General features: G+C 73.3%; 20 protein-coding genes. 10 read left to right on the plus strand and 10 right to left on the minus strand.

Annotation, left to right across the window (positions count from 1 at the left end):
• Positions 1-17: 17 nt before the first annotated feature.
• The 3 genes from OIM89_RS14605 to OIM89_RS14615 form a co-directional block, all read right to left on the minus strand.
• The gene (locus OIM89_RS14605) at positions 18-2075 is read right to left on the minus strand and encodes an ABC transporter permease (protein ID WP_413747426.1); all 2058 of its coding nucleotides are present in this window, start codon (positions 2073-2075) and stop codon (positions 18-20) included.
• 233 nt (positions 2076-2308) lie between these two features.
• Positions 2309-3124 (minus strand): molybdate ABC transporter substrate-binding protein, encoded by an 816-nt coding sequence (gene modA / locus OIM89_RS14610; RefSeq protein ID WP_030696992.1) that lies wholly within the window; start codon positions 3122-3124, stop codon positions 2309-2311.
• 114 nt (positions 3125-3238) lie between these two features.
• A complete protein-coding gene (locus OIM89_RS14615; protein WP_023418397.1) occupies positions 3239-3634 on the minus strand; it encodes a TOBE domain-containing protein in 396 nt (131 codons plus the stop codon).
• A 189-nt stretch (positions 3635-3823) separates the two neighbouring features.
• Here OIM89_RS14615 and OIM89_RS14620 point away from each other — a divergent pair, with 189 nt between their 5' ends.
• From OIM89_RS14620 to OIM89_RS14640, 5 genes are all read left to right on the plus strand, one after another.
• Entirely contained in the window at positions 3824-4267 is a 444-nt protein-coding gene (locus tag OIM89_RS14620; RefSeq protein WP_052230992.1) for a hypothetical protein, read from the plus strand.
• A 109-nt stretch (positions 4268-4376) separates the two neighbouring features.
• Positions 4377-5033 (plus strand): HD domain-containing protein, encoded by a 657-nt coding sequence (locus tag OIM89_RS14625; RefSeq protein ID WP_151168800.1) that lies wholly within the window; start codon positions 4377-4379, stop codon positions 5031-5033.
• Positions 5034-5134: 101 nt separating this feature from the next.
• Complete coding sequence (locus tag OIM89_RS14630) at positions 5135-5578, plus strand: glycosyltransferase family 2 protein (RefSeq protein WP_030696989.1); 444 nt, start codon at positions 5135-5137, stop codon at positions 5576-5578.
• A 52-nt stretch (positions 5579-5630) separates the two neighbouring features.
• Positions 5631-6182 carry a GNAT family N-acetyltransferase gene (locus tag OIM89_RS14635; RefSeq protein WP_030696988.1) on the plus strand — a complete coding sequence of 184 codons (552 nt, stop codon included), beginning with the start codon at positions 5631-5633 and terminating at the stop codon, positions 6180-6182.
• A 63-nt stretch (positions 6183-6245) separates the two neighbouring features.
• Complete coding sequence (locus tag OIM89_RS14640) at positions 6246-6500, plus strand: hypothetical protein (RefSeq protein ID WP_030696987.1); 255 nt, start codon at positions 6246-6248, stop codon at positions 6498-6500.
• A gap of 106 nt (positions 6501-6606) precedes the next feature.
• Here OIM89_RS14640 and aspS read toward each other — a convergent pair whose 3' ends face one another.
• The gene (gene aspS, locus OIM89_RS14645; protein WP_047466249.1) at positions 6607-8385 is read right to left on the minus strand and encodes an aspartate--tRNA ligase; all 1779 of its coding nucleotides are present in this window, start codon (positions 8383-8385) and stop codon (positions 6607-6609) included.
• Between the two features lie 275 nt (positions 8386-8660).
• Here aspS and OIM89_RS14650 point away from each other — a divergent pair, with 275 nt between their 5' ends.
• The gene (locus tag OIM89_RS14650; protein ID WP_195730708.1) at positions 8661-10991 is read left to right on the plus strand and encodes a SpoIIE family protein phosphatase; all 2331 of its coding nucleotides are present in this window, start codon (positions 8661-8663) and stop codon (positions 10989-10991) included.
• A 10-nt stretch (positions 10992-11001) separates the two neighbouring features.
• On the opposite strand, the gene OIM89_RS14655 is transcribed toward OIM89_RS14650, so the two are convergent.
• The 3 genes from OIM89_RS14655 to OIM89_RS14665 form a co-directional block, all read right to left on the minus strand.
• Positions 11002-12114, minus strand: a complete 1113-nt coding sequence (locus OIM89_RS14655) for an AI-2E family transporter (RefSeq protein ID WP_063830368.1) — start codon at positions 12112-12114, stop codon at positions 11002-11004.
• Between the two features lie 80 nt (positions 12115-12194).
• Positions 12195-13151, minus strand: a complete 957-nt coding sequence (locus tag OIM89_RS14660) for a pirin family protein (protein ID WP_217466313.1) — start codon at positions 13149-13151, stop codon at positions 12195-12197.
• A 355-nt stretch (positions 13152-13506) separates the two neighbouring features.
• On the minus strand, positions 13507-14001 hold the full coding sequence (locus OIM89_RS14665; protein ID WP_003949293.1) for an SseB family protein: 495 nt from the start codon (positions 13999-14001) through the stop codon (positions 13507-13509).
• Positions 14002-14141: 140 nt separating this feature from the next.
• On the opposite strand from OIM89_RS14665, the gene OIM89_RS14670 reads away from it, so the two are divergent.
• Positions 14142-15968, plus strand: a complete 1827-nt coding sequence (locus tag OIM89_RS14670) for an acyl-CoA dehydrogenase (protein WP_030696982.1) — start codon at positions 14142-14144, stop codon at positions 15966-15968.
• 128 nt (positions 15969-16096) lie between these two features.
• On the opposite strand, the gene OIM89_RS14675 is transcribed toward OIM89_RS14670, so the two are convergent.
• On the minus strand, positions 16097-16624 hold the full coding sequence (locus tag OIM89_RS14675; protein ID WP_030696981.1) for a GNAT family N-acetyltransferase: 528 nt from the start codon (positions 16622-16624) through the stop codon (positions 16097-16099).
• A gap of 136 nt (positions 16625-16760) precedes the next feature.
• Between OIM89_RS14675 and OIM89_RS14680 the strand changes: the two genes are divergently transcribed.
• Positions 16761-17738 carry a zinc-binding dehydrogenase gene (locus OIM89_RS14680; protein WP_195730709.1) on the plus strand — a complete coding sequence of 326 codons (978 nt, stop codon included), beginning with the start codon at positions 16761-16763 and terminating at the stop codon, positions 17736-17738.
• Positions 17739-17751: 13 nt separating this feature from the next.
• On the opposite strand, the gene OIM89_RS14685 is transcribed toward OIM89_RS14680, so the two are convergent.
• On the minus strand, positions 17752-18366 hold the full coding sequence (locus OIM89_RS14685) for a DUF6083 domain-containing protein (protein ID WP_030696979.1): 615 nt from the start codon (positions 18364-18366) through the stop codon (positions 17752-17754).
• A 471-nt stretch (positions 18367-18837) separates the two neighbouring features.
• Between OIM89_RS14685 and OIM89_RS14690 the strand changes: the two genes are divergently transcribed.
• Both OIM89_RS14690 and OIM89_RS14695 read left to right on the plus strand, forming a co-directional pair.
• On the plus strand, positions 18838-20130 hold the full coding sequence (locus tag OIM89_RS14690) for a M18 family aminopeptidase (protein WP_030696978.1): 1293 nt from the start codon (positions 18838-18840) through the stop codon (positions 20128-20130).
• A 212-nt stretch (positions 20131-20342) separates the two neighbouring features.
• Positions 20343-20573 carry a DUF6458 family protein gene (locus tag OIM89_RS14695; RefSeq protein WP_175458697.1) on the plus strand — a complete coding sequence of 77 codons (231 nt, stop codon included), beginning with the start codon at positions 20343-20345 and terminating at the stop codon, positions 20571-20573.
• Positions 20574-20594: 21 nt separating this feature from the next.
• Here the strand turns inward: OIM89_RS14695 and OIM89_RS14700 are convergent, their stop codons facing one another.
• Positions 20595-22460, minus strand: coding sequence for an NHL domain-containing thioredoxin family protein (locus tag OIM89_RS14700; protein ID WP_264491337.1), 1866 nt, complete (start codon positions 22458-22460; stop codon positions 20595-20597).
• Between the last annotated feature and the right edge of the window lie 86 nt (positions 22461-22546).

Raw genomic sequence — 22546 nt, forward strand, 5'->3', positions numbered from 1 at the left:
CGGCCCGTGCTCCGCAATCAGAGCCCCACCACCGTCACCTCCGTGGCCTTGACCGCCGTCCAGACCCGCCTCCCGTCGGCGAGCCCGAGGTCGGCCGCGGCCGCCGGGGTGATCTCGGCGACCAGGGCCGGCACCTCCGGCGAGGTGACGAGGACCCGGAGCCGGCTGCCGACCGCTGTCAGCTCCCGCACCGTCCCGGACCAGACGTTCCGCGGACTGCCCTCCGGGCGGGCCAGGTGGAGCGAGACCGCCTCCGGAGCGATCACGGCGAGGACCGGGGCGCCCGGCCCGGGCAAAGTCCCCTCGCCCGGTGCCGTCGTCAGCAGGCCGCCGCCCGCCAGCTCGACCGTGCCGCCCGGACCGGCCGTGCCCTCCCAGGCGTTGCCGCCGAGCATCCTCGCCACCCACGGGGAACGCGGGTGCCGGGTGACCTCGGCGGGCGGCGCGTCCTGCACCGCCGCACCGCCCTCCAGCACCAGGACCCGGTCGGCCAGCGACACCGCCTCCACCGGATCGTGCGTGACGATCAGGCAGACCCCGCCGAACCCGGCGAGATGGCGCCGCAGGGTGTGCCGGACCCGCGCTCTTGTCGTCTGGTCCAGCGCCGCCAGCGGCTCGTCGAGCAGCAGGAGGCGGGGGCGGGCCGCCAGCGCCCGGGCCAGCGCCACCCGCTGGGCCTGGCCGCCGGAGAGCTGCGCGGGGCGCCGGCCGGCCAGCTCGCCCACGCCGAGCCGCACCAGCCACTCCCGCGCCTGCCGCCGCGCCTCGGCCCGGGGGACGCCGCGCGCCCGGAGCCCGTACGCCGTGTTGGCCAGCGCCGACAGGTGCGGGAAGAGCGCCCCGTCCTGCGGCACCCAGGCCACCTCGCGCCGGTGGGTGGGCAGGCGGGTCACGTCGCGGCCGCCGAACAGGACCTCGGCGTGAGCGCGCGGGGTCAGGCCCAGCAGGGCGCGGAGCAGGGTCGTCTTGCCCGCGCCGTTCGGCCCGACGACGGCGATGGTGGTGCCGGCGGGCGCGGTGAGCGGGAAGTGCGTGTAGCCGGTGAGTTCGGCGCGCAGGTCGGACTCACCGGCAGCCGGGGCGGGGGCCGCCGTGGCGCCGGGGCCGGCGTCGGCGTCGGCCCCGGGGCGTATCGGGGGCTTCTCCAGGGTGACGCCCTCCTCGGGGGCGCCCGGGTCCGCGAAACCGGCCGGGTCGTCGGGGGCCGCCGCGCCTTCCAGCGGGGTGGCGCGGGCCTCGCGTACAGCCCCGCCCGTCCAGCGGCCGCGCAGGGCCACCAGGACCGCCATGGCGATCACCAGCAGCAGCAGCGAGACGGAGGTGGCGGCCTCGGGGGAGTCCTGGAGGAGGAGGTACACCTGGAGCGGCAGGGTCTGGGTGGCGCCCGGCAGGTTCCCCGCGAAGGTGATGGTCGCGCCGAACTCGCCGAGTGCCCGCGCCCAGGTCAGCGCGGCTCCGGCGGCCAGCGCCGGGGCGAGCAGCGGGAGCGTCACCGTGGCGAAGACCCGCAGCGGGCCCGCGCCGAGCGAGGCGGCCGTCTCCTCCAGCGAGGGACGCAGCCCGGCGAGGGCCCCTTCCAGGCTGATCACCAGGAACGGCATCGCCACGAAGGCGGCGGCGACCACCGCGCCCGCCGTGTGGAACGGCAGGGTCAGCCCGAAGGTGGACTCCAGCCACGGCCCGAGCACCCCGCGCCGCCCGAAGGCCAGCAGCAGGGCGACACCGCCGACGGTCGGCGGCAGCACCATCGGCAGCAGCACCAGCGAGCGGACCAGCGCCTTGCCGGGGAACGGCACGCGGGCCAGCAGCCAGGCCAACGGCACCCCCATCAGCAGCGAGAGGAGCAGCGCCCAGCCGGAGACGACCAGCGACAGCCGGAGCGCCTGTGTCACCTGCGGCGTCGTCAGGTGATGGAGCAGGGAGGGCCAGTCCGTCCTGGCCAATACGCCGACCAGCGGGAGCAGCAGGAAGGCGACGCCGACCAGCGCCGGGACCAGCAGCCCCGCCGGGACACCCCGGCGCACCGCGCCGCCCGCACCGGCGCCGGGCCTCCCGGACCGCACCGGCCCGCCCACGACTCCCCGCTTCACGCCTGCCCCACCCCGCTCCCGCCTCGCACCCGCGCTCCTCCGTCCACGACGCCCCGCACACCTCACGCGCCGCGCTCTTTTTCGGCCTCCCCCGTCCGTCGGCGCGCCACACGGAGCCGCCGGAGCAACGGGTGCGCGCGGCGCACACGAACACGTGAGCGAGCGCCCCGACCGTCACGAGCGCTGAAGTGCGCCCCGCGCGCCCCCGCCGCCCGGGCTCAGGGCTGCTGGAACCCGGCCTTCCGCAGCAGCTCCTGCGCCTCGTCGGAGGAGAGCCACCGCACGAAGGCGTCGGCCTCCTTCGCGTGCTCGGAGCCCTTGAGGGTGGCCGCCGGGTAGGAGGCGACGACGTTCTGCGCGTCCGGGATGTCGACCGCGTCGACCTTGTCCGGGACGGTCTCGGCGTCGGTCTTGTAGACGAGGCCCGCGTCCGCCTCGCCCAGCTCGACCTTGCTCAGCACGGCGCGGACGCTGACCTCCTGCGAGACCGGCTTCACCCGCAGCTGCTGGGCGTCCAGGATCTGCTGGCCGTACCGCCCGACGGGGACCTCCTCGGCGGCGAGCACCACCTTGAGCTGCTCGTCGGTGAGGTCCTTCAGCGAGCCGACCTTCTTCGGGTTGCCCTCCTCCACCGCGATGACCAGGCGGTTCTTGGCGATGACGGTGGGCTCGCCGGTCTCGGCGGCGAGGCCGTCCATGGTCTTGGTGTCGGCGGTGACCAGGGCGTCGGCGGGCGCCCCCTGCTTGACCTGCGCGGCCAGCTCCTGCGATCCGGCGAAGGAGAAGCCGATCCTGACGCCCGGGTGCTCCTTCTCGTACGCCTTCCCGGCCTGCTCGAACACGTCGGTGAGCGAGGCGGCGGCGACCACGGTGAGCTGCGTGTTCTTCTTCTCCGACCCGGCCGGGGCGGAGCCGTCCCCGCCCTTGTCCTTGTCCCCTCCTCCGCAGGCGGCGAGCGGTATCAGCACGGCGGCGGTGACGACCGCCGGCAGGGCGCGGCCGCGGGGCGGGCGGGAGAGGGGTGAACTGGCCATGGGGATGGGCTCCTCGGTCCGGGTTCCGGATGGGTCGCGCTGACGGTGCCGATCAGGCCGTGGGGCGGGGCGGGGGGTGCCGGTGCCGGGGCTCGCGCCCCTCAGGCCCGGTCGTCAGGTCCGGTCGATGTGCACGTTGGTCGACTTGACCCGGGCGGTGGCCCGCATCCCGACCTCCAGTCCGAGCTCCTCGACCGCCTCCCTGGTCAGCAGGGAGACCAGCCGGTGCGGCCCGGCCTGGATCTCGACCTGCGCCGCGACGTCGCCGAGCTTCACCCCGGTGACGATGCCGGGAAAGGCGTTCCGGGCGGTGGTGTACGAGGCTTCCTCGTCGTCCGCGCCCTGCTGGCCGACCTCCACCGCGAGGGCGGCGAGCGCCTGCCCCTCGATGAGCCGCCGGCCGTTGTCGTCGCGGTGGGTGGCGACCCGCCCGGCGTCGGCCCAGCGGCGCGCCGTGTCGGGGCTGACGCCTAGGAGCTGGGCCGCCTGGCCGATGGTGTAGGACTGCATGTGCGGCACGGTAAGGCGCTGCGCCTCTCACCTGCAAGGCAGAAGCGGGGATTGTAGACGCAAACACGACCCCCATTGGACGATGCTCCGAGCCCCCGCCACCGGAATCCGCGCCTCCGCCACCGCTGCCGCCCTCGTGGCGCCCTCGCGGGCCGTCGGCTGTCAGTGGCCCCTGTCACACTCCGCCTCATGACGACCGCCCTCCCCGCCACCACTCCCGGACCCGACGCCCCGGCCCCCGGCCCGCGCCCCTTCCTCCTCACCGACATCGAGGCCGCCGTCCGCGCGAGCTGGGGCGCGGACACCACCACCCCGGCCCACCGACCGCACTGGAGCCCGGACAACCCGGCCCGCGACCAGTGCGGAGTGACCGCGATGGTCCTCAACGACCTGCTCGGCGGCGAGCTGATCCGCGGCGTGGTCCGCGTCGACGGCGTACAGACCGACTTCCACTGGTGGAACCGGCTCGGCGAGGGGATCGAGATCGACCTCACCCGCGAGCAGTTCGCCCCCGAGGAGATCGTCTCGGACGGCGAGGTCGTCCCCCGCCCGCCCCACTTCACCCGCCTGCGCGAGGAGTACGAGCTGCTGCGCTCCCGTGTCCTGGCCAGGCTGACCCGCCCGGCGGCCTGACCCGGGCCGGCCCGCCACCCGGGCGGCGCTCCCCCTTGGCGCCGGTCCCCCGCGCCGCCCACACTGGACGCGCGACGGGGGCCGTACGTCAGCAAGGGAGCGGTGAGCCATGGCCGGGTACGCGAGCGCCGAACCTGAGGTGGCGGGGGTGCGGGTGCCCGACACCCGGCTCGCCGCCGAGGCGACCGAACTGGTCCGCGAGACGGCGCCGGAGCTGATCTACCACCACTCGCGCCGCGTCTACTACTTCGGCGCCCTGCGCGGCAAGCGACGCGGCCTGAGCTACGACCCGGAACTCCTCTACCTCGGCGCCATGTTCCACGACCTCGGCCTCGGCGAGGAGTACCGGAACAGCGGCCGCCGCTTCGAGGTCGACAGCGCCGACGAGGCCCGCCGCTTCCTCGCCGCCCGCGCCGTCCCCGAGGACAGCATCCGGCGTGTCTGGACCGCCATCGCCCTGCACACCACCCCGGGCATCCCGGAGTTCATGGAGCCGGAGGTGGCCCTGGTGACGGCGGGCGTCGAGTACGACGTGCTCGGCCTCGGCTACGACAGCCTCGACGAGGCCGACCGCACCGCGATCGTCGCCCGTCACCCGCGCCCCGACTTCAAGCGCCGCATCCTCGCCGCCTTCACCGAGGGCATCGCCCCCAAGCCGGAGACCACCTTCGGCAACGTCAAGGCCGACGTCCTCGCCCACTTCGTCCCCGGTTTCACCCCGGGCGACTTCGTCACCACCATCGAGGAGTCCGCGTGGCCGGAGTAGGCGGCCCCGTTTCCGTGCGCGCGTGACGGCCGGGCGGCGCACGGCGTGAGCATCGGCGCCCCCTGCTCCCAGGGGACCGGCCGACCACGGGAGTCACCGCCATGCCGCCGCCGCGCGTCGGAGTCGTCATCGTCACCATGGGCACCCGCCCACGCGAACTGGCGGCGCTCCTCGCCTCGGTGGCCCGGCAGGACGTCCCGGCCACACGCGTGGTCCTGGTCGGCAACGCCACCCCGCTCACCGACCTCCCCGACGACGCTTGGGGCCTGCCGCTCACCAAGCTCCCGCTCACCGAGAACCTCGGCTGCCCCGGCGGCCGCAACGCCGGCCTCGCCCTGCTCCGCGACTCCGACGCCGTCGACGTAGCCGTGGAACTGGACGACGACGGCCTCCTCATGACGGCCCGCCTCCGCTCCCCCTCCGCCCTGAGAGCCTGGTGGGGCGGCTTCTTCGAGGGCCTGCGCACCCCCTGCGGCCCCCGCGGCCCGGTGGCGTGGCGCACGGTGTGGCGGATGACGCGACTGGGGCGGCCGCCGGTGGTGTGAAGCGCCCGCCCCCGCCTAAGCTGCCCGTTCCGGACGAGCTGGGGAGGGTGGCGTGCGGGTGGAGATGCCGATACGGACCGAGCGGCTGGTGCTGCGGCCGTTGCGGGCGGAGGACGCCGACGCGTTGCACGCCTATCACCGGCGGGAGGACGTGGCGCGGTACCTGTACCGGCCGCCGCTGGACCGGGAGGGGTGCGCGAAGCTCATCGCGCGCAGCGTCGAGTCCCCGGAGTGGGGCACCACCGGGGCCGACCTGGGGCTCGCGGTCTGCCTGCGCGGGCAGGTGATCGGCGAGACGGGGCTCCGGCTCCGCTCCGCGCTCGCCGCGCAGGCGGAGATCGGCTGGGTCTTCGCGCCGGAGTACGCCGGTCACGGCTACGCCACCGAGGCGGCCCGGGCCGTCCTGGCGGCCGCCTTCGGCCCGCTCAAGGTGCACCGGGTCTACGCACGGCTCGACGCCGACAACAAGCCCTCCTGGCGCGTCTGCGAACGGCTCGGCATGCGCCGCGAGGCGTACCTGGTCGACAGCGACGTCAACCCGGCCACCGGCACCTGGGGCAGCGAGTACGTGTACGCCATGCTGGCCAGGGAGTTCGCGGGCTGACAGGATGCGGCCTGCGGCCCCGGGGCCGCTCCGTCACCGGCTTCCGCCCACCGCGAGGTCCCCTTGGTCACCGTCCTCACCGTCGCCGTGCTCCTCGTCCTCGTCGTCGGCGCGGTCGTCCTTCTGGCCCGCCTCGACAGCAGGGGTCCGGCCTGGCTCACCGCCCGCCGGGTCGCCCGTGGCACACCCGGCCAGTGCGTGCACTGCGGTTCGAAGCGGACCCGGGTGCTCACCACCGACGACGCCCTCAACGGCAGCCTGGAGTGCCGCAGCTGCCACCAGATCACCCGGGGCTCCGGCCCGGCCCCGGCGGCCTGACCCCGGTCCCGGCTCCGGTCCCCCGGCTCCGGCTCCGTACCTACGCGACAGGGCCCGGTCTCCCCGAGGGGAGGGCCGGGCCCTGTCAGCGTGCGGGCGGGGGGGACTACTTGTCCTTGGCCTTGTCCGCGACCGGCTTGCGGAGCTGGATGTTCAGCTCGCGCAGGCGGGACTCCTCCAGCTCGGTCGGGGCGCCCATCATCAGGTCCTGGGCGTTGCCGTTGAGCGGGAAGGCGATGGTCTCGCGGATGTTGGGCTCGTCGGCGAGGAGCATCACGATGCGGTCGACGCCGGGGGCGATGCCGCCGTGCGGCGGGGCGCCGAGGCGGAAGGCGCGGAGCATGCCCGCGAACTCGCGCTCGACGGTCTCGCGCTCGTAACCGGCGATCTCGAAGGCCTTGAGCATGACCTCGGGCTCGTGGTTCCGGATGGCGCCGGAGGAGAGCTCGATGCCGTTGCAGACGATGTCGTACTGCCACGCGAGGATGTCGAGCGGGTCCTTCTCCTCCAGGTCCTTCATGCCGCCCTGGGGCATCGAGAAGGGGTTGTGGGAGAACTCGATCTTGCCGGTCTCCTCGTCCTTCTCGTACATCGGGAAGTCGACGATCCAGCAGAAGCGGAAGACGTTCTCCTCGAAGTGGCCGGAGCGCTTGGCGGCCTCGACGCGGACGGCCGACATGATCCTGGAGACCTCGTCGAACTCGCCGGCGCCGAAGAAGACCGCGTGGCCCGGCTTGAGGCCGAGGCGCTCGGTGAGGACCGCGACGTCGTCCTCGGTGAGGAACTTGGCGATCGGGCCGGACAGGGCGCCGTCGTCGCCGACGCGGACCCAGGCGAGGCCCTTGGCGCCCTGCTCGACGGCGTAGTCACCGAGGCCGTCGAAGAACTTGCGGGACTGCCCGGCGGTGTCCGGCACCGGCAGCGCGCGGACGTGCTTGCCGGCGAACGCCTTGAAACCGGAGTCGGCGAAGACGTCGGTGATGTCGACCAGTTCGAGCTGGGCGCGCAGGTCGGGCTTGTCGTTGCCGTACTTCAGCATCGACTCGCGGAACGGGATGCGCGGGAACGGGGAGGTGACCTCGCGGCCGCCGCCGAACTCCGTGAACAGCTCCGTCATCAGCTTCTCGATGGGACGGAAGACGTCCTCCTGCTCGACGAAGCTCATCTCGACGTCGAGCTGGTAGAACTCGCCCGGCGAACGGTCGGCGCGGGCGTCCTCGTCGCGGAAGCAGGGGGCGATCTGGAAGTACCGGTCGAAGCCCGAGATCATCAGCAGCTGCTTGAACTGCTGCGGGGCCTGCGGCAGCGCGTAGAACTTGCCCGGGTTCAGGCGGGAGGGGACGACGAAGTCGCGGGCGCCCTCGGGGGAGGTCGCGGCGAGGATCGGGGTCGCCATCTCGTTGAAGCCCAGCGCCGTCATCTTGTGGCGGATCGCCGAGATCACGGCGGTGCGCAGCATGATGTTGCGGTGCATGCGCTCGCGGCGCAGGTCGAGGAAGCGGTACTCCAGGCGGCGCTCCTCGTTCACGCCGTCCTCGGCGTTGATGGTGAAGGGGAGCGGGGCGGCCTCACCGAGCACCTCGACCTCGGAGACCTCGATCTCGATCTCGCCGGTGGGCAGCTCCGGGTTGACGTTCTCGGTGCCGCGCGAGACGACCTGGCCGTCGACGCGGACCACCGTCTCCTTGGACAGCTTGTCCAGGAGCTCGGCGGCGGGCGTGCCCGGGCGGGCGACGAGCTGCGTGATGCCGTAGTGGTCGCGCAGATCGATGAAGAGGATGCCGCCCAGGTCTCGGCGATTGTGCAGCCAGCCGCTCAGCCGGACGTCGGAGCCGACGTCAGAGGCGCGGAGCTCGCCGCAGGTGTGGGACCTGTACCGGTGCATCGTCGTTCATCCAGTCTTCGGAGGTGGGGTTCGGGGTGACTCAGCCCGGTCCCAGGTTACCGCTCAGGGCTGGGCCCTTCGTCGGGATATCCCTGGGGGCCCTTGGGGTGGGGGTGCGCTCGATGCCGGGCGGCGGGTGGGTGCCCCCTGGGGTCACGGATCGGCCTCAAGCGCCGGCCGGGCTGGACATCTGTTCCCCCAGCTGAGGGACGCCCTGGACCCGCTCGGAGCAGGGGTCGAGTCGCGGGTGCGGGTGGGCGGAATAAAGTAGGGCAATGCGCACCGAGGATTCCCTCCCGGACGTGAGGGACGTCCTGGCCGCTGTGGCCACGGGCCTGTGGCGCTGGGACAACGCGAGAGGCGTCGTCACCATCGACGCGGAGGCCGCCCGGCTCCTGGGGCTGCCCGAGGAGGCGGCGGTCCTCCCCGAGACGGTCGTCCGCGCCCGCTTCCACCCGGTCGACTGGAACGAGATCAACGGCGTCGTCTCCCTCGCCCTGACCGAATCCACCCTCGCCGAGGTGCGGCTGCGCGTCATGGACGCCGACGGCCGCGTCCTGCGGACCGTACGCAGCCGGTCCAAGCCGGAGCGGATCGGGCCCGGGCGCAGGGACGTGCTGCTCACCGGCACCCTTCAGGAGGTCAGCGAGCCGCCGGCGGGCGCGCGGGCGGCGGTCACCGGGGACTGGCGGCGCTCGCGCGAGGCGTTCCTGCTGGACGCGGGCCGGGCCCTGGCGGAGGCCCGCTCGACGGACGAGGTGCTGCGGGTGGCGGCGGGCCTGTCCATGCCGGGCTTCTCCCCGGACGGCCTCGCGGTCTTCGGCGTCGAGGGCAACAAGCTCACCGTGGTCGGCCACCACGGCCAGAACACCGGCGACGAGGAGCCCTTCCTCGACATGACGCTGGAGACCTCCTACCCGGCCGCCGACGTGGTCCGCACCGGCCGCGCCGTCTACCTCTCCTCCCCGGAGGAGTACCGCGAGCGCTATCCGCTGACCTGGCCCCTGGCCAGCCGCTTCGACCGGCAGTCCTGGGCGTTCCTGCCGCTGGTGGCGGGCGGCCGCACCATCGGCGCGTGGATGGCCGCCTTCACGTACCGGGTCTACTTCACCCCCGACGAGCGCTCCGTCCTCACCACCGTCGCCCGCATGCTCGCCCAGGCCCTCTCCCGCGCGGGCGACGCCGAATCGGCCCGCGAGCTGACCGACGGCCTCCAGCGCACCATGCTGCCGACGCTGGGCCCCTCCATCGCGGGCATGAGCGTCGCCGCCCGCTACGTCCCGACCGGCGGCGGCCTCCAGGTCGGCGGCGACTGGTACGACATGATCCCGCTGCCCGGCGCCGCCCACGGCGAGGAGACCGGCGGCACCCAGCGGTACGCCTTCGTCATCGGCGACGTCCAGGGCCACGACGTCCGCGCGGCCGGGCTGATGGGCCAGCTCCGCATCGCCCTGCGCGCCTACGCCGCCGAGGGCCACCGCCCCGACGCCGTCCTCGCCCGCGCCACCCGCTTCCTCTCCGGCATCATGACCTCCCGGATCTACGGCTCCTCCGGCGGCAGCAACAAGGGCGAGGACGGCGCCCTGCCCGTCGACGAGTACGCCGACCTGCGCTTCGCCACCTGCCTGTACATCGAGGCCGACCCGTCGACCGGCGTCCTGGAGGTGGCCCGCGCCGGCCATCCCGACCCGGTCATCCGGATGACCGACGGCACCGTCCTGCTCCGCCCCACCACGGGCGGGCTGCCGCTCGGGATCGACCCGGACGCCGACTACCCCATCACCCGGATCGTCCTCGAACCGGGGGAAACGATCATGCTGTGCACCGACGGCATGATCGAGACGGGCGGACACGACTTCGCCACCGGCTTCGACCGGGTCCGCGCGGTCATGGAAAGCCCCGGGCCACCGGCGCCCGACGACACCGACGGGCAGCTCCACGACCCGCTCAGCGGCGACGGCCTCGAAGACCTCGCCGACCGGCTCGTCCAGGCGGTCCACGGCCCCTCCTCGTACCACCGGCCGGGCCCGTTGGTGGACCGGCGCGACGACGACATCGCGGTGCTCCTCATGCACCGCGACCTGCACGCCACCGGCGGGCCCGTCACCGCCGGGCGGCGGACCGTCGTCACCATCCGGCAGGACGAGGGCGAGCGGATCTCCGAGGCCCGCCAGCAGCTGCGCGCGGTCATGCACGACTGGGCCGACGAGGAGCAGGTCGACTCGGCCGTGCTGCTCCTCTCCGAGCTGCTCACCAACGTCCTCGTGCACACCGACGGCGACGGGCTGCTCGCCGCCGAACTCCTCGGCCCGCCCGGCTCACGCCGCCTGCGCGTCGAGGTCTCCGACCCCAGCGACGACCTCCCGCACAAGCGGACCCCCGGCGAGCTGGCCTCCTCGGGACGCGGCCTGGTCCTGCTCGACCTGCTCGCCGACGCCTGGGGCGTCGACCCGCAGGGCACCGGCAAGTGCATCTGGTTCGAGATGGCCGAGCACGAGCCCGGCGCCGGGAAGGAGGGCGAGGACGCCGAGGCCGCCGAGGACGCGGCCCCGGAGCTGGACGAGGCCGCCCTAGACCGGCTGGCGGAGGCCGCCGAGAACCTCTGAGCCGGGCGGCCTACGGGGTGCCGGGCTCCCCGCCGACCGGGCCCGCGCCCGCCGCCGTGGCCCCGCTCCCGCCCCCGTACCGCTCGCGCAGCTCCGCGACGATGCCGAAGGCGGCCGCGGTGGCCGGCACCGCGAGCAGCACGCCGATGACCCCGCCGACCGTCGCGCCCGCCGTGATCGCCACCAGCACCACCGCCGGGTGCATCTGCACGGTGCGGCTCTGGATCACCGGCTGGAGCACGTTGGCCTCCAGCATCTGCACCAGGAAGATCACCAGCAGCGTCCAGAGCGCGATCGCGAACCCCCCGTCGGCGAGGGCCACCAGCACCGCCAGCACCCCGGAGACGAACGCCCCCAGGTACGGGATGTACGCACCGATGAAGACCAGCGCCCCCAGCCCGGGCGCCCCCGGCACACCGAGGATGAGCAGGCCGATCGTCGTGAGGACGCCGTCGATCAGGGCGATCATGGTCGTCCCGCGCATGAACCCCTCGACGGCCCGGTAGGCCCGTCGCGCGATCGCCTCCGTCATCTCGCCGACCGGCCCGGGCGCCATCGTGCGCAGCGACCCCACGACCCGGTCGCCGTCCCGGAGGAAGAAGAAGACGAGCAGCACCGCCAGCACCCCCATGGCCCCTGCCTGCGCCACCAGGCCGAGCCCGCTGATCACCCCCGAGGCCGCGGGCTCGCCGAACCGGTCGAACAGGTCCCGCGCGTTCGACGCCAGATCGTCCAGCGACGCCTCACCGGCCCCCAGGAACCGGGCGACGTCCTGCGCCGCCAGCTTCGCCGAGGCGACGATCTGGTCACCCGAGTCGACCAGCGCCACCACCACGATGTACGTCGCCCCGCCGACCACCACCAGCACGGCCGCGCAGGTCAGCCCCGCCGCCAGCGACCGCTGCACCTTCATCGCCAGCAGCCGCCGGTGCAAGGGGGTCAGCAGCGCGGTCCCCAGCAGCGCCAGCAGCACCGGGATGACCGCCGCCCGGAACAACACGCACAGCCACACCGCCACCCACGCCACCCCGGCCACCAGCAGCAGCACCGCGCACCACCCCGCCAGCCGCACCGCCCCCTCGGGCAGCACCCCCGCCCCCCGCCCTCCGCCGCGCTCACTCATCCTCCGACCCCACCACAGCACGGACGCCCCGTCCCCCGGAGCGTGTCCGCTCGGGTGACGGGGCGTCAGGGTCCGCCGTCCTACATGCCGTGGACCGCGGGGACGGTACCGAGGCGGCCGGCCTGGAAGTCCTCGAAGGCCTGCTGGAGTTCGGCGCGGGTGTTCATGACGAACGGGCCGTAGTGCGCCATCGGCTCGCGCAGCGGCTTGCCGCCGAGCAGGACGACCTCCAGGTCGGGGGTGTGCTCGTCCTGGCTCTCGTCGGCCCGCAGGGTCAGCGCCGACCCGGCGCCGAAGACCGCGGTCTGGCCGGTGCGGACCGGCCGGCGGTCGGTGCCGACGGTGCCGCGCCCGGCGAGGACGTACGCCAGGCCGTTGTACTCCTCGCGCCAGGGCAGGGTCACCTCGGCGCCGGGGCGGACGGAGGCGTGGATCATGGTGATCGGGGTGTGGGTGATGCCCGGACCCTCGTGGCCGTCGAAGTCACCCGCGATGACCCGAAGCAGCGCCCCGCCGTCCCCGGTGGTCAGCAGCTTGACCTGGCCACCGCGGATGTCCTGGTAGCGCGGGTCCTTCATCTTGTCCTTGGCGGGCAGGTTGACCCAGAGCTGGAGCCCGTGGAAGAGCCCGCCCGACATGACCAGCGACTCCGGCGGCGTCTCGATGTGCAGCAGCCCCGACCCGGCGGTCATCCACTGGGTGTCGCCGTTGGTGATGGTCCCGCCGCCACCGTTGGAGTCCTGGTGGATGAAGGTCCCGTCGATGATGTACGTGACCGTCTCGAAGCCCCGGTGCGGGTGCCACGGCGTGCCCTTCGGCTCCCCTGCCGCGTACTCCACCTCACCCATCTGGTCCATCATGATGAACGGGTCCAGGTGCTGGTAGTTGATCCCGGCGAACGCGCGGCGCACCGGAAACCCCTCCCCCTCGAAACCGCTCGGCGCGGTCGTCACCGCCAGCACCGGCCGCTGCACGGCATCGGCGTCGGCGACCACTCGGGGCAGGGTCAGCGGATTCTCAACGGTCACTGCGGGCATCTCGGACCTCCTAGGCCAACCTCAGAGTAGTTGAAGAATGAACTACCTGCCACCCACAACCCCACCCACCCCGAAACCATTCCCGGCGACGGGAGGCGGGCCGGGCGCTCGTGACGAGAAACGGGCCCGGCACTGGTGAACAGTGCCGGGCCCGAACTCAGCCCGTCCGGCGCTTGAGGACACTTAAGCCCGTCCGGCGCTTGAGGACACTCAAGCCCGTCCGGCGCTTGAGGACGAGCCCGGCCGGAGGCCGGCGACACCGCCGCCAAGACATCCCCCACACCGGGGAAACCGGGTTTAGCCCCAGCCCCGCCAGGGGCAAGCCAGAAGCAGACCCGGACCCGAGCGCGCAGCGCTACCCGTACATCCGCCGCATGGCGAAGTCGACCATCTCCTCGACGGCCTTGGCGTCGAACACCATGCGGTGCTCCCCCTCCATGTCGAGGACGAACCCGTACCCCGTCGGCAGCAGATCGATCACCTCGGCCCCGGTGATCACGAAGTACTTGGAGTCCTTCCCCGCGTACCTGCGAAGTTCCTTCAGGGAGGTGAACATGGGGATGACCGGCTGCTGGGTGTTGTGCAGCGCCAGGAACCCCGGGTTGTCCCCCCGGGGGCAGTACACCTTCGACGTGGCGAAGACCTGCTGGAAGTCCTCGCCCCCCATCGCCCCGGTGGTGAAGGCCCGCACGGCCTCGGCCAGCGAGGGCGGCGACGGCTCCGGGTAGGCCGGCTGCTGCGGCTGGCCGTACCCGCCGATCCCGCCGGCCTGCTGCGGGTCGCCGTAGCCTCCCGCCTGGGGCGGAGCGTAGTGCTGCTGGGCGCCCGCGTTCTGGTCGTAGCCGTACATGTTCAGAAGGGTAACGAGTATCGAGTCACAGATGGGCGGTTAGGGGTTGCTTCTTATTACTGACCGGTAGCATCATCGGTAGTTACCACCCGGTATTGCATCGAGGATCTTGCCTCCCGAGACAGACGGAGCCTTGCGCCATGGGCCACTACAAGTCGAACCTCCGCGACATCGAGTTCAACCTCTTCGAGGTGCTCGGTCGCGACAAGCAGTACGGCACGGGCCCGTTCGCGGAGATGGACGTCGACACCGCCAAGAGCATCCTGGAGGAGGTCGCCCGCCTCGCGGAGAACGACCTGGCCGACTCCTTCGCGGACGCGGACCGCAACCCGCCGGTCTTCGACCCCGAGACGAACACCGCGCCGCTGCCCGAGTCCTTCAAGAAGTCCTACAAGGCCTTCATGGAGTCCGAGTACTGGCGCCTGGGCCTGCCCGAGGAGATCGGCGGCACCACCGCGCCCCGCTCCCTCATCTGGGCCCACGCCGAGCTGATCCTCGGTGCCAACCCCGCCATCTGGATGTACTCCTCCGGCCCGGCCTTCGCCGGCATCCTCTTCGAGGAGGGCAACGAGGTCCAGAAGAAGGCCGCCGAGATCGCCGTCGAGCGCCAGTGGGGCTCCACGATGGTCCTGACCGAGCCGGACGCCGGTTCGGACGTCGGCGCCGGCCGCACCAAGGCCGTCGAGCAGGCGGACGGCAGCTGGCACATCGAGGGCGTGAAGCGCTTCATCACCTCGGGTGAGCACGACATGTCGGAGAACATCCTCCACTACGTCCTCGCCCGCCCCGAGGGCGCCGGCCCCGGCACCAAGGGCCTCTCCCTCTTCCTCGTCCCGAAGTACGAGTTCGACTGGGAGACCGGCGAGATCGGCGCCCGCAACGGCGCCTACGCCACCAACGTCGAGCACAAGATGGGCCTCAAGGCGTCCAACACCTGCGAGATGACCTTCGGCGACAAGCACCCCGCCAAGGGCTGGCTCATCGGCGACAAGCACGACGGCATCCGCCAGATGTTCCGCATCATCGAGTTCGCCCGCATGATGGTCGGCACGAAGGCCATCGCCACCCTCTCCACCGGCTACCTCAACGCCCTGGAGTACGCCAAGGAGCGCGTGCAGGGTCCCGACCTCGCGCAGTTCATGGACAAGACCGCGCCCAAGGTCACCATCACCCACCACCCCGACGTGCGCCGCTCGCTCATGACGCAGAAGGCCTACGCCGAGGGCATGCGCACCCTGGTGCTCTACACCGCCGCGGTGCAGGACACCATCCAGGTCAAGGAGGCCGCCGGCGAGGACGCCACGGCCGACCACGCCCTGAACGACCTGCTCCTGCCCATCGTCAAGGGCTACGGCTCGGAGAAGTCGTACGAGCAGCTCGCGCAGTCGCTCCAGACCTTCGGCGGCTCCGGGTACCTCCAGGAGTACCCGATCGAGCAGTACATCCGCGACGCCAAGATCGACACCCTCTACGAGGGCACCACCGCGATCCAGGGCCAGGACTTCTTCTTCCGGAAGATCGTCCGCAACCAGGGCGCCGCCCTGAACACCCTCGCCGGTGAGATCAAGGGCTTCCTCGCCGAGGCCCAGGGCGGCGACGCCCTCGCCGGTGCCCGCGAGCAGCTCGCCAAGGCCGCCGTGGAGCTGGAGGCGCTGGTCGGCGTCATGCTGACCGACCTCGCCGGCACCGAGAAGGACGTCAAGTCCATCTACAAGGTCGGCCTCAACACCACGCGCCTGCTCCAGGCCTCCGGTGACGTCGTCGTCGGCTACCTGCTGGTCAAGTCGGCCGCCGTCGCCGCCGCCGCGCTGGAGACCGCCTCCGCCAAGGACAAGGCGTTCTACGAGGGCAAGATCGCGGCCGCGAAGTTCTTCGCCGCCAACGTCCTGCCCGGCGTCGCCCAGGCCCGCGCCCTCGCCGAGGCCGTCGACCTGGACGTCATGGAGCTGGACGAGGCGTCCTTCTGATCAGCGCCAGCGCCGCCTGACGGTCCGCGCAGGGCCGTAGCAGTACCGGGTGAAGGCCCGCTCCCCTCTCGCAGGGGAGCGGGCCTTCTGCGTTCTCCCGGTGCTCCCGCTCGCGTACGCGCGCTCCCTCAGTCGTCGAGGGTGATCCAGAACCGGCACTTGCGGCCCAGCACCGTGTCCCGGACGTCCTCCAGGACCGCGCCGTGGTGCTCGGCGACCCGCGCCGACGCCTCGTTGTCCTCGTCGCAGGTGATCAGGACCTGGCCGATGCCGCGCGCCCTGGCCTCCTCCAGCATCTCGCCGAGCGCCCAGGTGGCGACGCCCCGGCCACGCGCCGACGGCCGCACCGAGTAGCCGATGTGGCCGCCCGCCTCGAAGAGGAAGCCGTTGAGCCGGTGGCGCAGGTCGATCGCGCCGAGGAAGGTGCCCTCCTCGACGATCCAGCGGTGGGTGGCCGGCACGTACCCGCCGGCCGGGTTGGTCTCCTGCTCCCGCAGGGCCTCGGTCCACCGCCGGAACCCCTCCGCCGTCTCCAGCCCCTGCTCCGGCACGAGGTGCCGGCCCGCCCCGTCCTGGGTGCCCAGCGCCTCCCACTCGGCTTCGGCTTCCAGCCAGGAGGCGTGCAGGGCGGGGGAGGGCTCGATCAGCTGCGGCATGGGAGGACGTTAACCGCCCGGCGCCCCCGCCTCGCGCTCTTGACCTGAAGTCCGGTCGAGGTCGCAGGGTGGCCGTACGACCGGCCACCACGGGGGCGGCCGGTGTCCACGACGGCGCGCACGGAGGAGAAGGACGATGAAGGCAGTGGTCATGCACGAGTACGGCGGCCCCGAGGTGCTGCGGTACGAGGAGGTCCCCGACCCGGTTCCGGGGGCGGGTGAGGTCCGGATCGCCGTCCGTGCCAGTGGCGTCCACTTCATCGAGGGACACCTGCGGGCCGGCGGCGGGGAGGGTCTGCCGCCCGCGCCCGAGCTGCCCGCGATCATGGGCAGCGAGACGGCGGGCACCGTCGACGCGGTCGGGGACGGGGTCGGCGCCGAGTGGCTCGGACGGCGCGTCGTCACCCGGTCCCCGAGCCCCGGCGGCTACGCCTCACTGGTCACCACGCCTGTCTCCGAGCTGCACGAACTCCCCCACTCCCTCGGGTACGAGGCCGCCGTCACCCTGATCGGCACCGGTGCCATCACCCTCGACTTCCTCGACCAGGTCGCCCCGGCGCCCGAGGACGTCCTGCTGGTCCTCTCCGCCGCCGGAGGCATCGGCCGCCTCGCCGTCCCGCACGTCCGCCGGCTCGGCACCACCGTGATCGGCGCGGCGGGCGGGCCCGCCAAGACCGAGACGGTACGGGGGCTCGGCGCCGACCTCGCCGTCGACTACGACCGGCCGGGATGGAGCGACGAGGTCCGCGCCCACTTCGGCACCGCCCGGCCCGTCACCGCCGTCCTCGACGGCGTCGGCGGGACCAAGGCCGCCGAGGCGTACGGGCTGCTGGCAGACGGCGGGCGCCTGGTGACCATCGGCTGCGCCTCCGGCGAGTGGTTCGCCCCGGTCCCGGAGGAGGCCGCCGCCCGTTCGGTCGAGGTGATCCCGGCCATCGCCCGCTGGGCCGCCGCCGACGGTGATCGCCGCCTCTCCCGCACCCGTGCCCTGGAGGCGGGGGCGGACGGAAGCCTGGAGGCCGCCTACCAGACCTTCGCCCTCGGCGACGCCGCCCACGCCCACGCGGAGATGGCAGCCCGCCGGACCTCGGGGAAGGTCGTCCTGCTCCCGTGAGCCCGGGCGGGGCTCAGCCCCGCCCGCCGTGCGAGCGCCAGCGCGTCATCAGCTCGGGGGACTCCACGGGGGCCGGGCGGGCCGGGCAGACCGAGAAGTGGCTGACCCGGCAGGTGTCCGCCGGGACCGCCCGGCCCAACGGCACCGCCGTCCCGTCCGGCGCGATCCGCCACCGGTGCCGCGCCGGGACCCGGTACGCGGGGAACGGGTCCGGCTCCATCGGTATCCAGGCCCCGCCGACCGTGGTGTGCCAGCGGCCGGGGGCCAGGCAGTAGCGGCAGGTCATCGGCTTGCCCTCGCCCGGCGACGGCACCGCCTTCGACCGCTCGGGCAGCGGCTGGCCGTGCTCGGCGCGGACCAGCGTCGCCGTCATCACCGGCAGCAGGTCCCCCAGCCGGACCGGTTCACCGGCCGGCGCGGGCGAGGCCGCCCCCGTGCAGCTGGGGCAGAGCGGCAGCGCCAGCGGGCCGTGCCACCGCGCCCCCGGCGCCCCGCAGGCCGGACAGGCGGGACCGGGCGGCCCGGCCTGGCGCGGGAGGGCGGGCGGCCGCCGCCGGGAGTTCTCGGGCAGAGCCCGGACACCGGGCTCACGGGCGGTGTACGCGGAGCGGTAGGTCTGCGAGGTCACCTGGTCCCCCCCTCGGTCGGCGGTCACCGCCGGTCCGCCTCCGGTGGCGGTCCGACAGCGCGCGGGCCCGGGCCGGACCCCCGACCTGCCCGGTCCCACGCGCCTGCCGCGATGGTGGCACGGGGCACTGACAACGCCGGGACGCGAGGATGAACAGCGTGGAGCGGGGGTGGAGTTGGCGGTGCCGGGCGCGACCGGGAGACTTCCCCGGCCCGGGTGGGCACAGGCGTCGCGCGGCCTGACGCGCGGCCCGACGTCCCGGCTTCCGGTGTTTCACGTGAAACATCTGGTTTCACGTGAAACATCCGCGCTGAGCCCTCCCACGAGGCTTGGCGGCCGAGGCGTTGTTCCACGTGAAACATGCCAGGAGGAGCGACGGGGCCTTGTCCGGCCTGCCGGGGCTTCCCCCGGAATCGCCCGGTCTCCGCCGCCCCCGGTCCACTGGGCGAGACGCCTGGTTAGGCTGGACGTATGAGCAGACCCGCCCGCTTCGACCGCGGCCACACCGACGACCTCCTCACCTACCTGGCGGCGAGCCCGTCCCCGTACCACGCGGTGGCCAACGCGGCCGAGCGGCTGGAGAAGGCCGGTTTCCGCCAGGTCGAGGAGACCGACGCCTGGGACGGGACCACCGGCGGCAAGTACGTCCTGCGGGGCGGCGCGCTCATCGCCTGGTTCGTCCCGGAGGGCGCCGAGCCCCACACCCCCTTCCGGATCGTCGGCGCGCACACCGACTCCCCGAACCTGCGGGTCAAGCCGCTGCCGGACACCGGCGCCGCGGGCTGGCGGCAGGTCGCCGTGGAGCTGTACGGCGGCACGCTGCTCAACACCTGGCTCGACCGGGACCTCGGCCTCGCCGGGCGGATCACCCTCCGGGACGGCCGCGACGTCCTGGTCAACATCGACCGGCCGCTGCTGCGCGTCCCGCAGCTCGCCATCCACCTGGACCGGGGCGCCAACGACGGCCTGAAGCTGGACCGGCAGAAGCACATGCAGCCGATCTGGGGTCTCGGGGACGACGTCCAGGAAGGCGACCTCATCGCCTTCGTCGCCGAGGAGGCGGGCGTCGACGCCGCCGACGTGGTCGGCTGGGACCTCATGCCGCACCCCGTGGAGGCCCCCGCCTACCTGGGCCGGGACCGCGAACTGGTCGCCGGGCCCCGCATGGACAACCTCCTCTCCGTGCACGCCGGCGCCGCCGCGCTCGCGGCCGCCGCCGCCACCGGGAACCTGCCGCACATCCCGGTACTGGCCGCCTTCGACCACGAGGAGAACGGCTCGCAGTCCGACACCGGTGCCGACGGCCCGCTCCTCGGCTCCGTCCTGGAACGCTCGGTCTACGCCCGCGGCGGCTCCCCCGAGGACCGCGCCCGCGCCCTCGCCGGGACGGTCTGCCTCTCCTCGGACACCGGCCACGCCGTCCACCCGAACTACCCGGAGCGGCACGACCCGACCCACCACCCGCGCGCCAACGGCGGACCGATCCTCAAGGTCAACGTCAACATGCGCTACGCGACGGACGGTTCAGGCCGCGCGGTCTTCGCCGAGGCGTGCGAGAAGGCCGGGGTTCCCTTCCAGAACTTCGTCTCCAACAACGCGATGCCCTGCGGCACCACCATCGGCCCGATCACCGCGGCCCGCCACGGCATCAAGACCGTCGACATCGGCGTCGCCATTCTCTCCATGCACAGCGCCCGCGAGCTGTGCGGAGCCGACGACCCGTTCCTGCTGGCCAACGCCCTGACGGCGTTCCTGGAGAACTGACCGGGCGCTGCCCCCGACGCCGTAAGGCGGTGCTGACCGCGCCTCACCAGGCTTGGCCGGCACCGCCTTTCGCATGCCCACCCGCCTCCTCGCCGCTTGCCTGCGGGACGCGGGGGTACGCGCCCCTTGCACAGGCTTACGACAGGGCGCGCGAGCGCCGCCCCTCCAACCGGGAGGGCCGGCTCGCCGCCCACCTACAGGAGGCGACAGCCATGGGCCTCGGCGGATGCATCATCCTCATCGCCGTGGGAGCGATCCTCACCTTCGCGACCGACTGGGAGCTGGAGGGCGTCAACCTCACCCTGGTCGGCGCGATCCTCATGCTCGTCGGCGTGATCGGCACCATCGCGTTCACCAGCATCGCCCGCCGCCGGCGGCTGCTCATGACGCAGGCCCCGCCGGTCGTGGAAGGCGGCCGCACCCACGACGACCGCCTCCTCTGAGGGCGGAGCTGACGGCGGCGGTCAGGAGCCGGCCCCGTCCTCGTCCATCCCGGCGAGGACGAGCGCCAGCCGGTCCGCGCCGTCCCCCTCACCCGGGGCCACGACGCGCACCGGGACACCCCAGTCCTGCTGATGCACGTGGCACGCCGGATACTCTCCCCCAGTCTTCGACTGGGAGGTGCCCCCAGCCGGGTCGTCGCAGGAGGCGGCCATCGCCGAGACGTGCAGCACACCCTCGGTGATCTCCGGGTTGAGCGGCAGCTCCCGGAAGAGGTCCGTGCCCGCGCCGTCCCCGTCGAGCAGCAGCTCGGGCGGGGTCGAGGAGACCAGCAGCCGGGTGGACGGCCCGTACCGGGTGTCCAGCTTCTGGCCGGCCGGCGCCTGGAAGACCACGTCGAGGCGGAGCTTGCCCGGCGCGATCTCGGTGGCCGCCCGCTGCGTGCGGTGCGCGACCGCCTCCACGCGTACCGCCTCCTCGGGCAGCCGCAACCGCGTCAGCCGGTGCCGCGCCGACTCGACCACCACGATCTCCTCGCCGACCAGCACCGCCCCCGAGGGCTCCCGCAGATCCGTCGCGAGGGTGCTCACCTCGCCGGAGACCGGGTCGTAACGGCGCAGCGCGTGGTTGTACGTGTCGCTGACCGCGACCGAACCGTCGGGCAGCACCGTGACCGCCAGCGGGTGCTGGAACAGGGCCTGCGAGGCCTCGCCGTCCCGGTGCCCGAAGTCGAAGAGGCCGGTGCCGACCGCCGTGTGCACGGTGCCCTCCGGGTCGACCCAGCGCAGCGCCGAGGTCTCCGAGTCGGCCACCCACAGCCGCTCGTCCCCGTCCGCCGCCAGCCCCGAGGGCTGCGCGAACCACGCCTCGGCCCCGGGCCCGTCGACAAGACCCTCGTTGGTGGTCCCGGCCGCCACGGCGACCGTCCCGGCCTGCGGGTCGTACGTCCACAGCTGGTGCGTCCCCGCCATGGCGATCCACACCTTGCCGCCGAACCAGGCCACGTCCCACGGCGAGGAAAGATCCACCTCGCGGGCCGGGCCCGAGGCCGGCGACCCCTGCCACCACTGCCGCCCGGTCCCGGTCGGCGTCGACACCACCCCGCTCGCCAGCTCGACCCGGCGCAGCGCGTGGTTGACGGTGTCCGCGACGATCACCGCGTCGCCCTCCGGGGTCAGCACGAGGCCCTGCGGCTCGTGGAACCGCGCCTCGGCCGGACCGCCGTCGGCCAGCCCGCGCTCGCCCTCGCCACCGATCCGCCGGACGACGCTCTCCCCGTCCTCCGCCAGCTCCACCAGCTGGTGCCGCGTCGTGTCGCTGACCAGGAAGTTCCCCGAGGGCAGCAGCACCGCGCGCCCCGGGAACCGCAGCGCCCCCGCCACCGGCTCCGGCGGCACGTACGGCCCGTCGCCGCGCCGCAGCGTCCCCTTCGCCGCGTGCTCCGCCTCCAGCTCCTCGACCAGCTTCTCGATGGCGTGCGCGTGCCCCTCACCGGCGTGCTGCGCGACCACGTACCCCTCGGGGTCGATCACCACCAGCGTCGGCCAGGCCCGCACCGCGTACTGCTTCCAGGTCACCAGCTCCGGATCGTCCAGCACCGGGTGCTCCACCCCGTACCGCTCGACCGCGTCCACGACGGCCCGGTGCTCCGCCTCGTGCACGAACTTCGGCGAGTGCACCCCCACGATCACCACGGTGTCCCGGTGCCGCTCCTCCAGCTCCCGGAGCTCGTCGAGGACATGCAGACAGTTCACACAGCAGAACGTCCAGAAATCGGCGATCACGATCTTCCCGCGAAGATCCCGGAGACTCAGCTCCTCGCCACCCGTATTGAGCCAGCCGCCCTTTCCCACCAGCTCAGGGGCGCGGACACGTGCACGCTTACTCATACGACAAGGGTGCCATCCACCGGGGGCGGGGGGTGCATCCCGGCCATGCGTTCATGGGGGTGACACAGTCGCGGACCCGACGCCGG

The organism is Streptomyces sp. BI87 (assembly GCF_025957665.1).
In the GTDB taxonomy this organism is placed as follows: domain Bacteria; phylum Actinomycetota; class Actinomycetes; order Streptomycetales; family Streptomycetaceae; genus Streptomyces; species Streptomyces albidoflavus.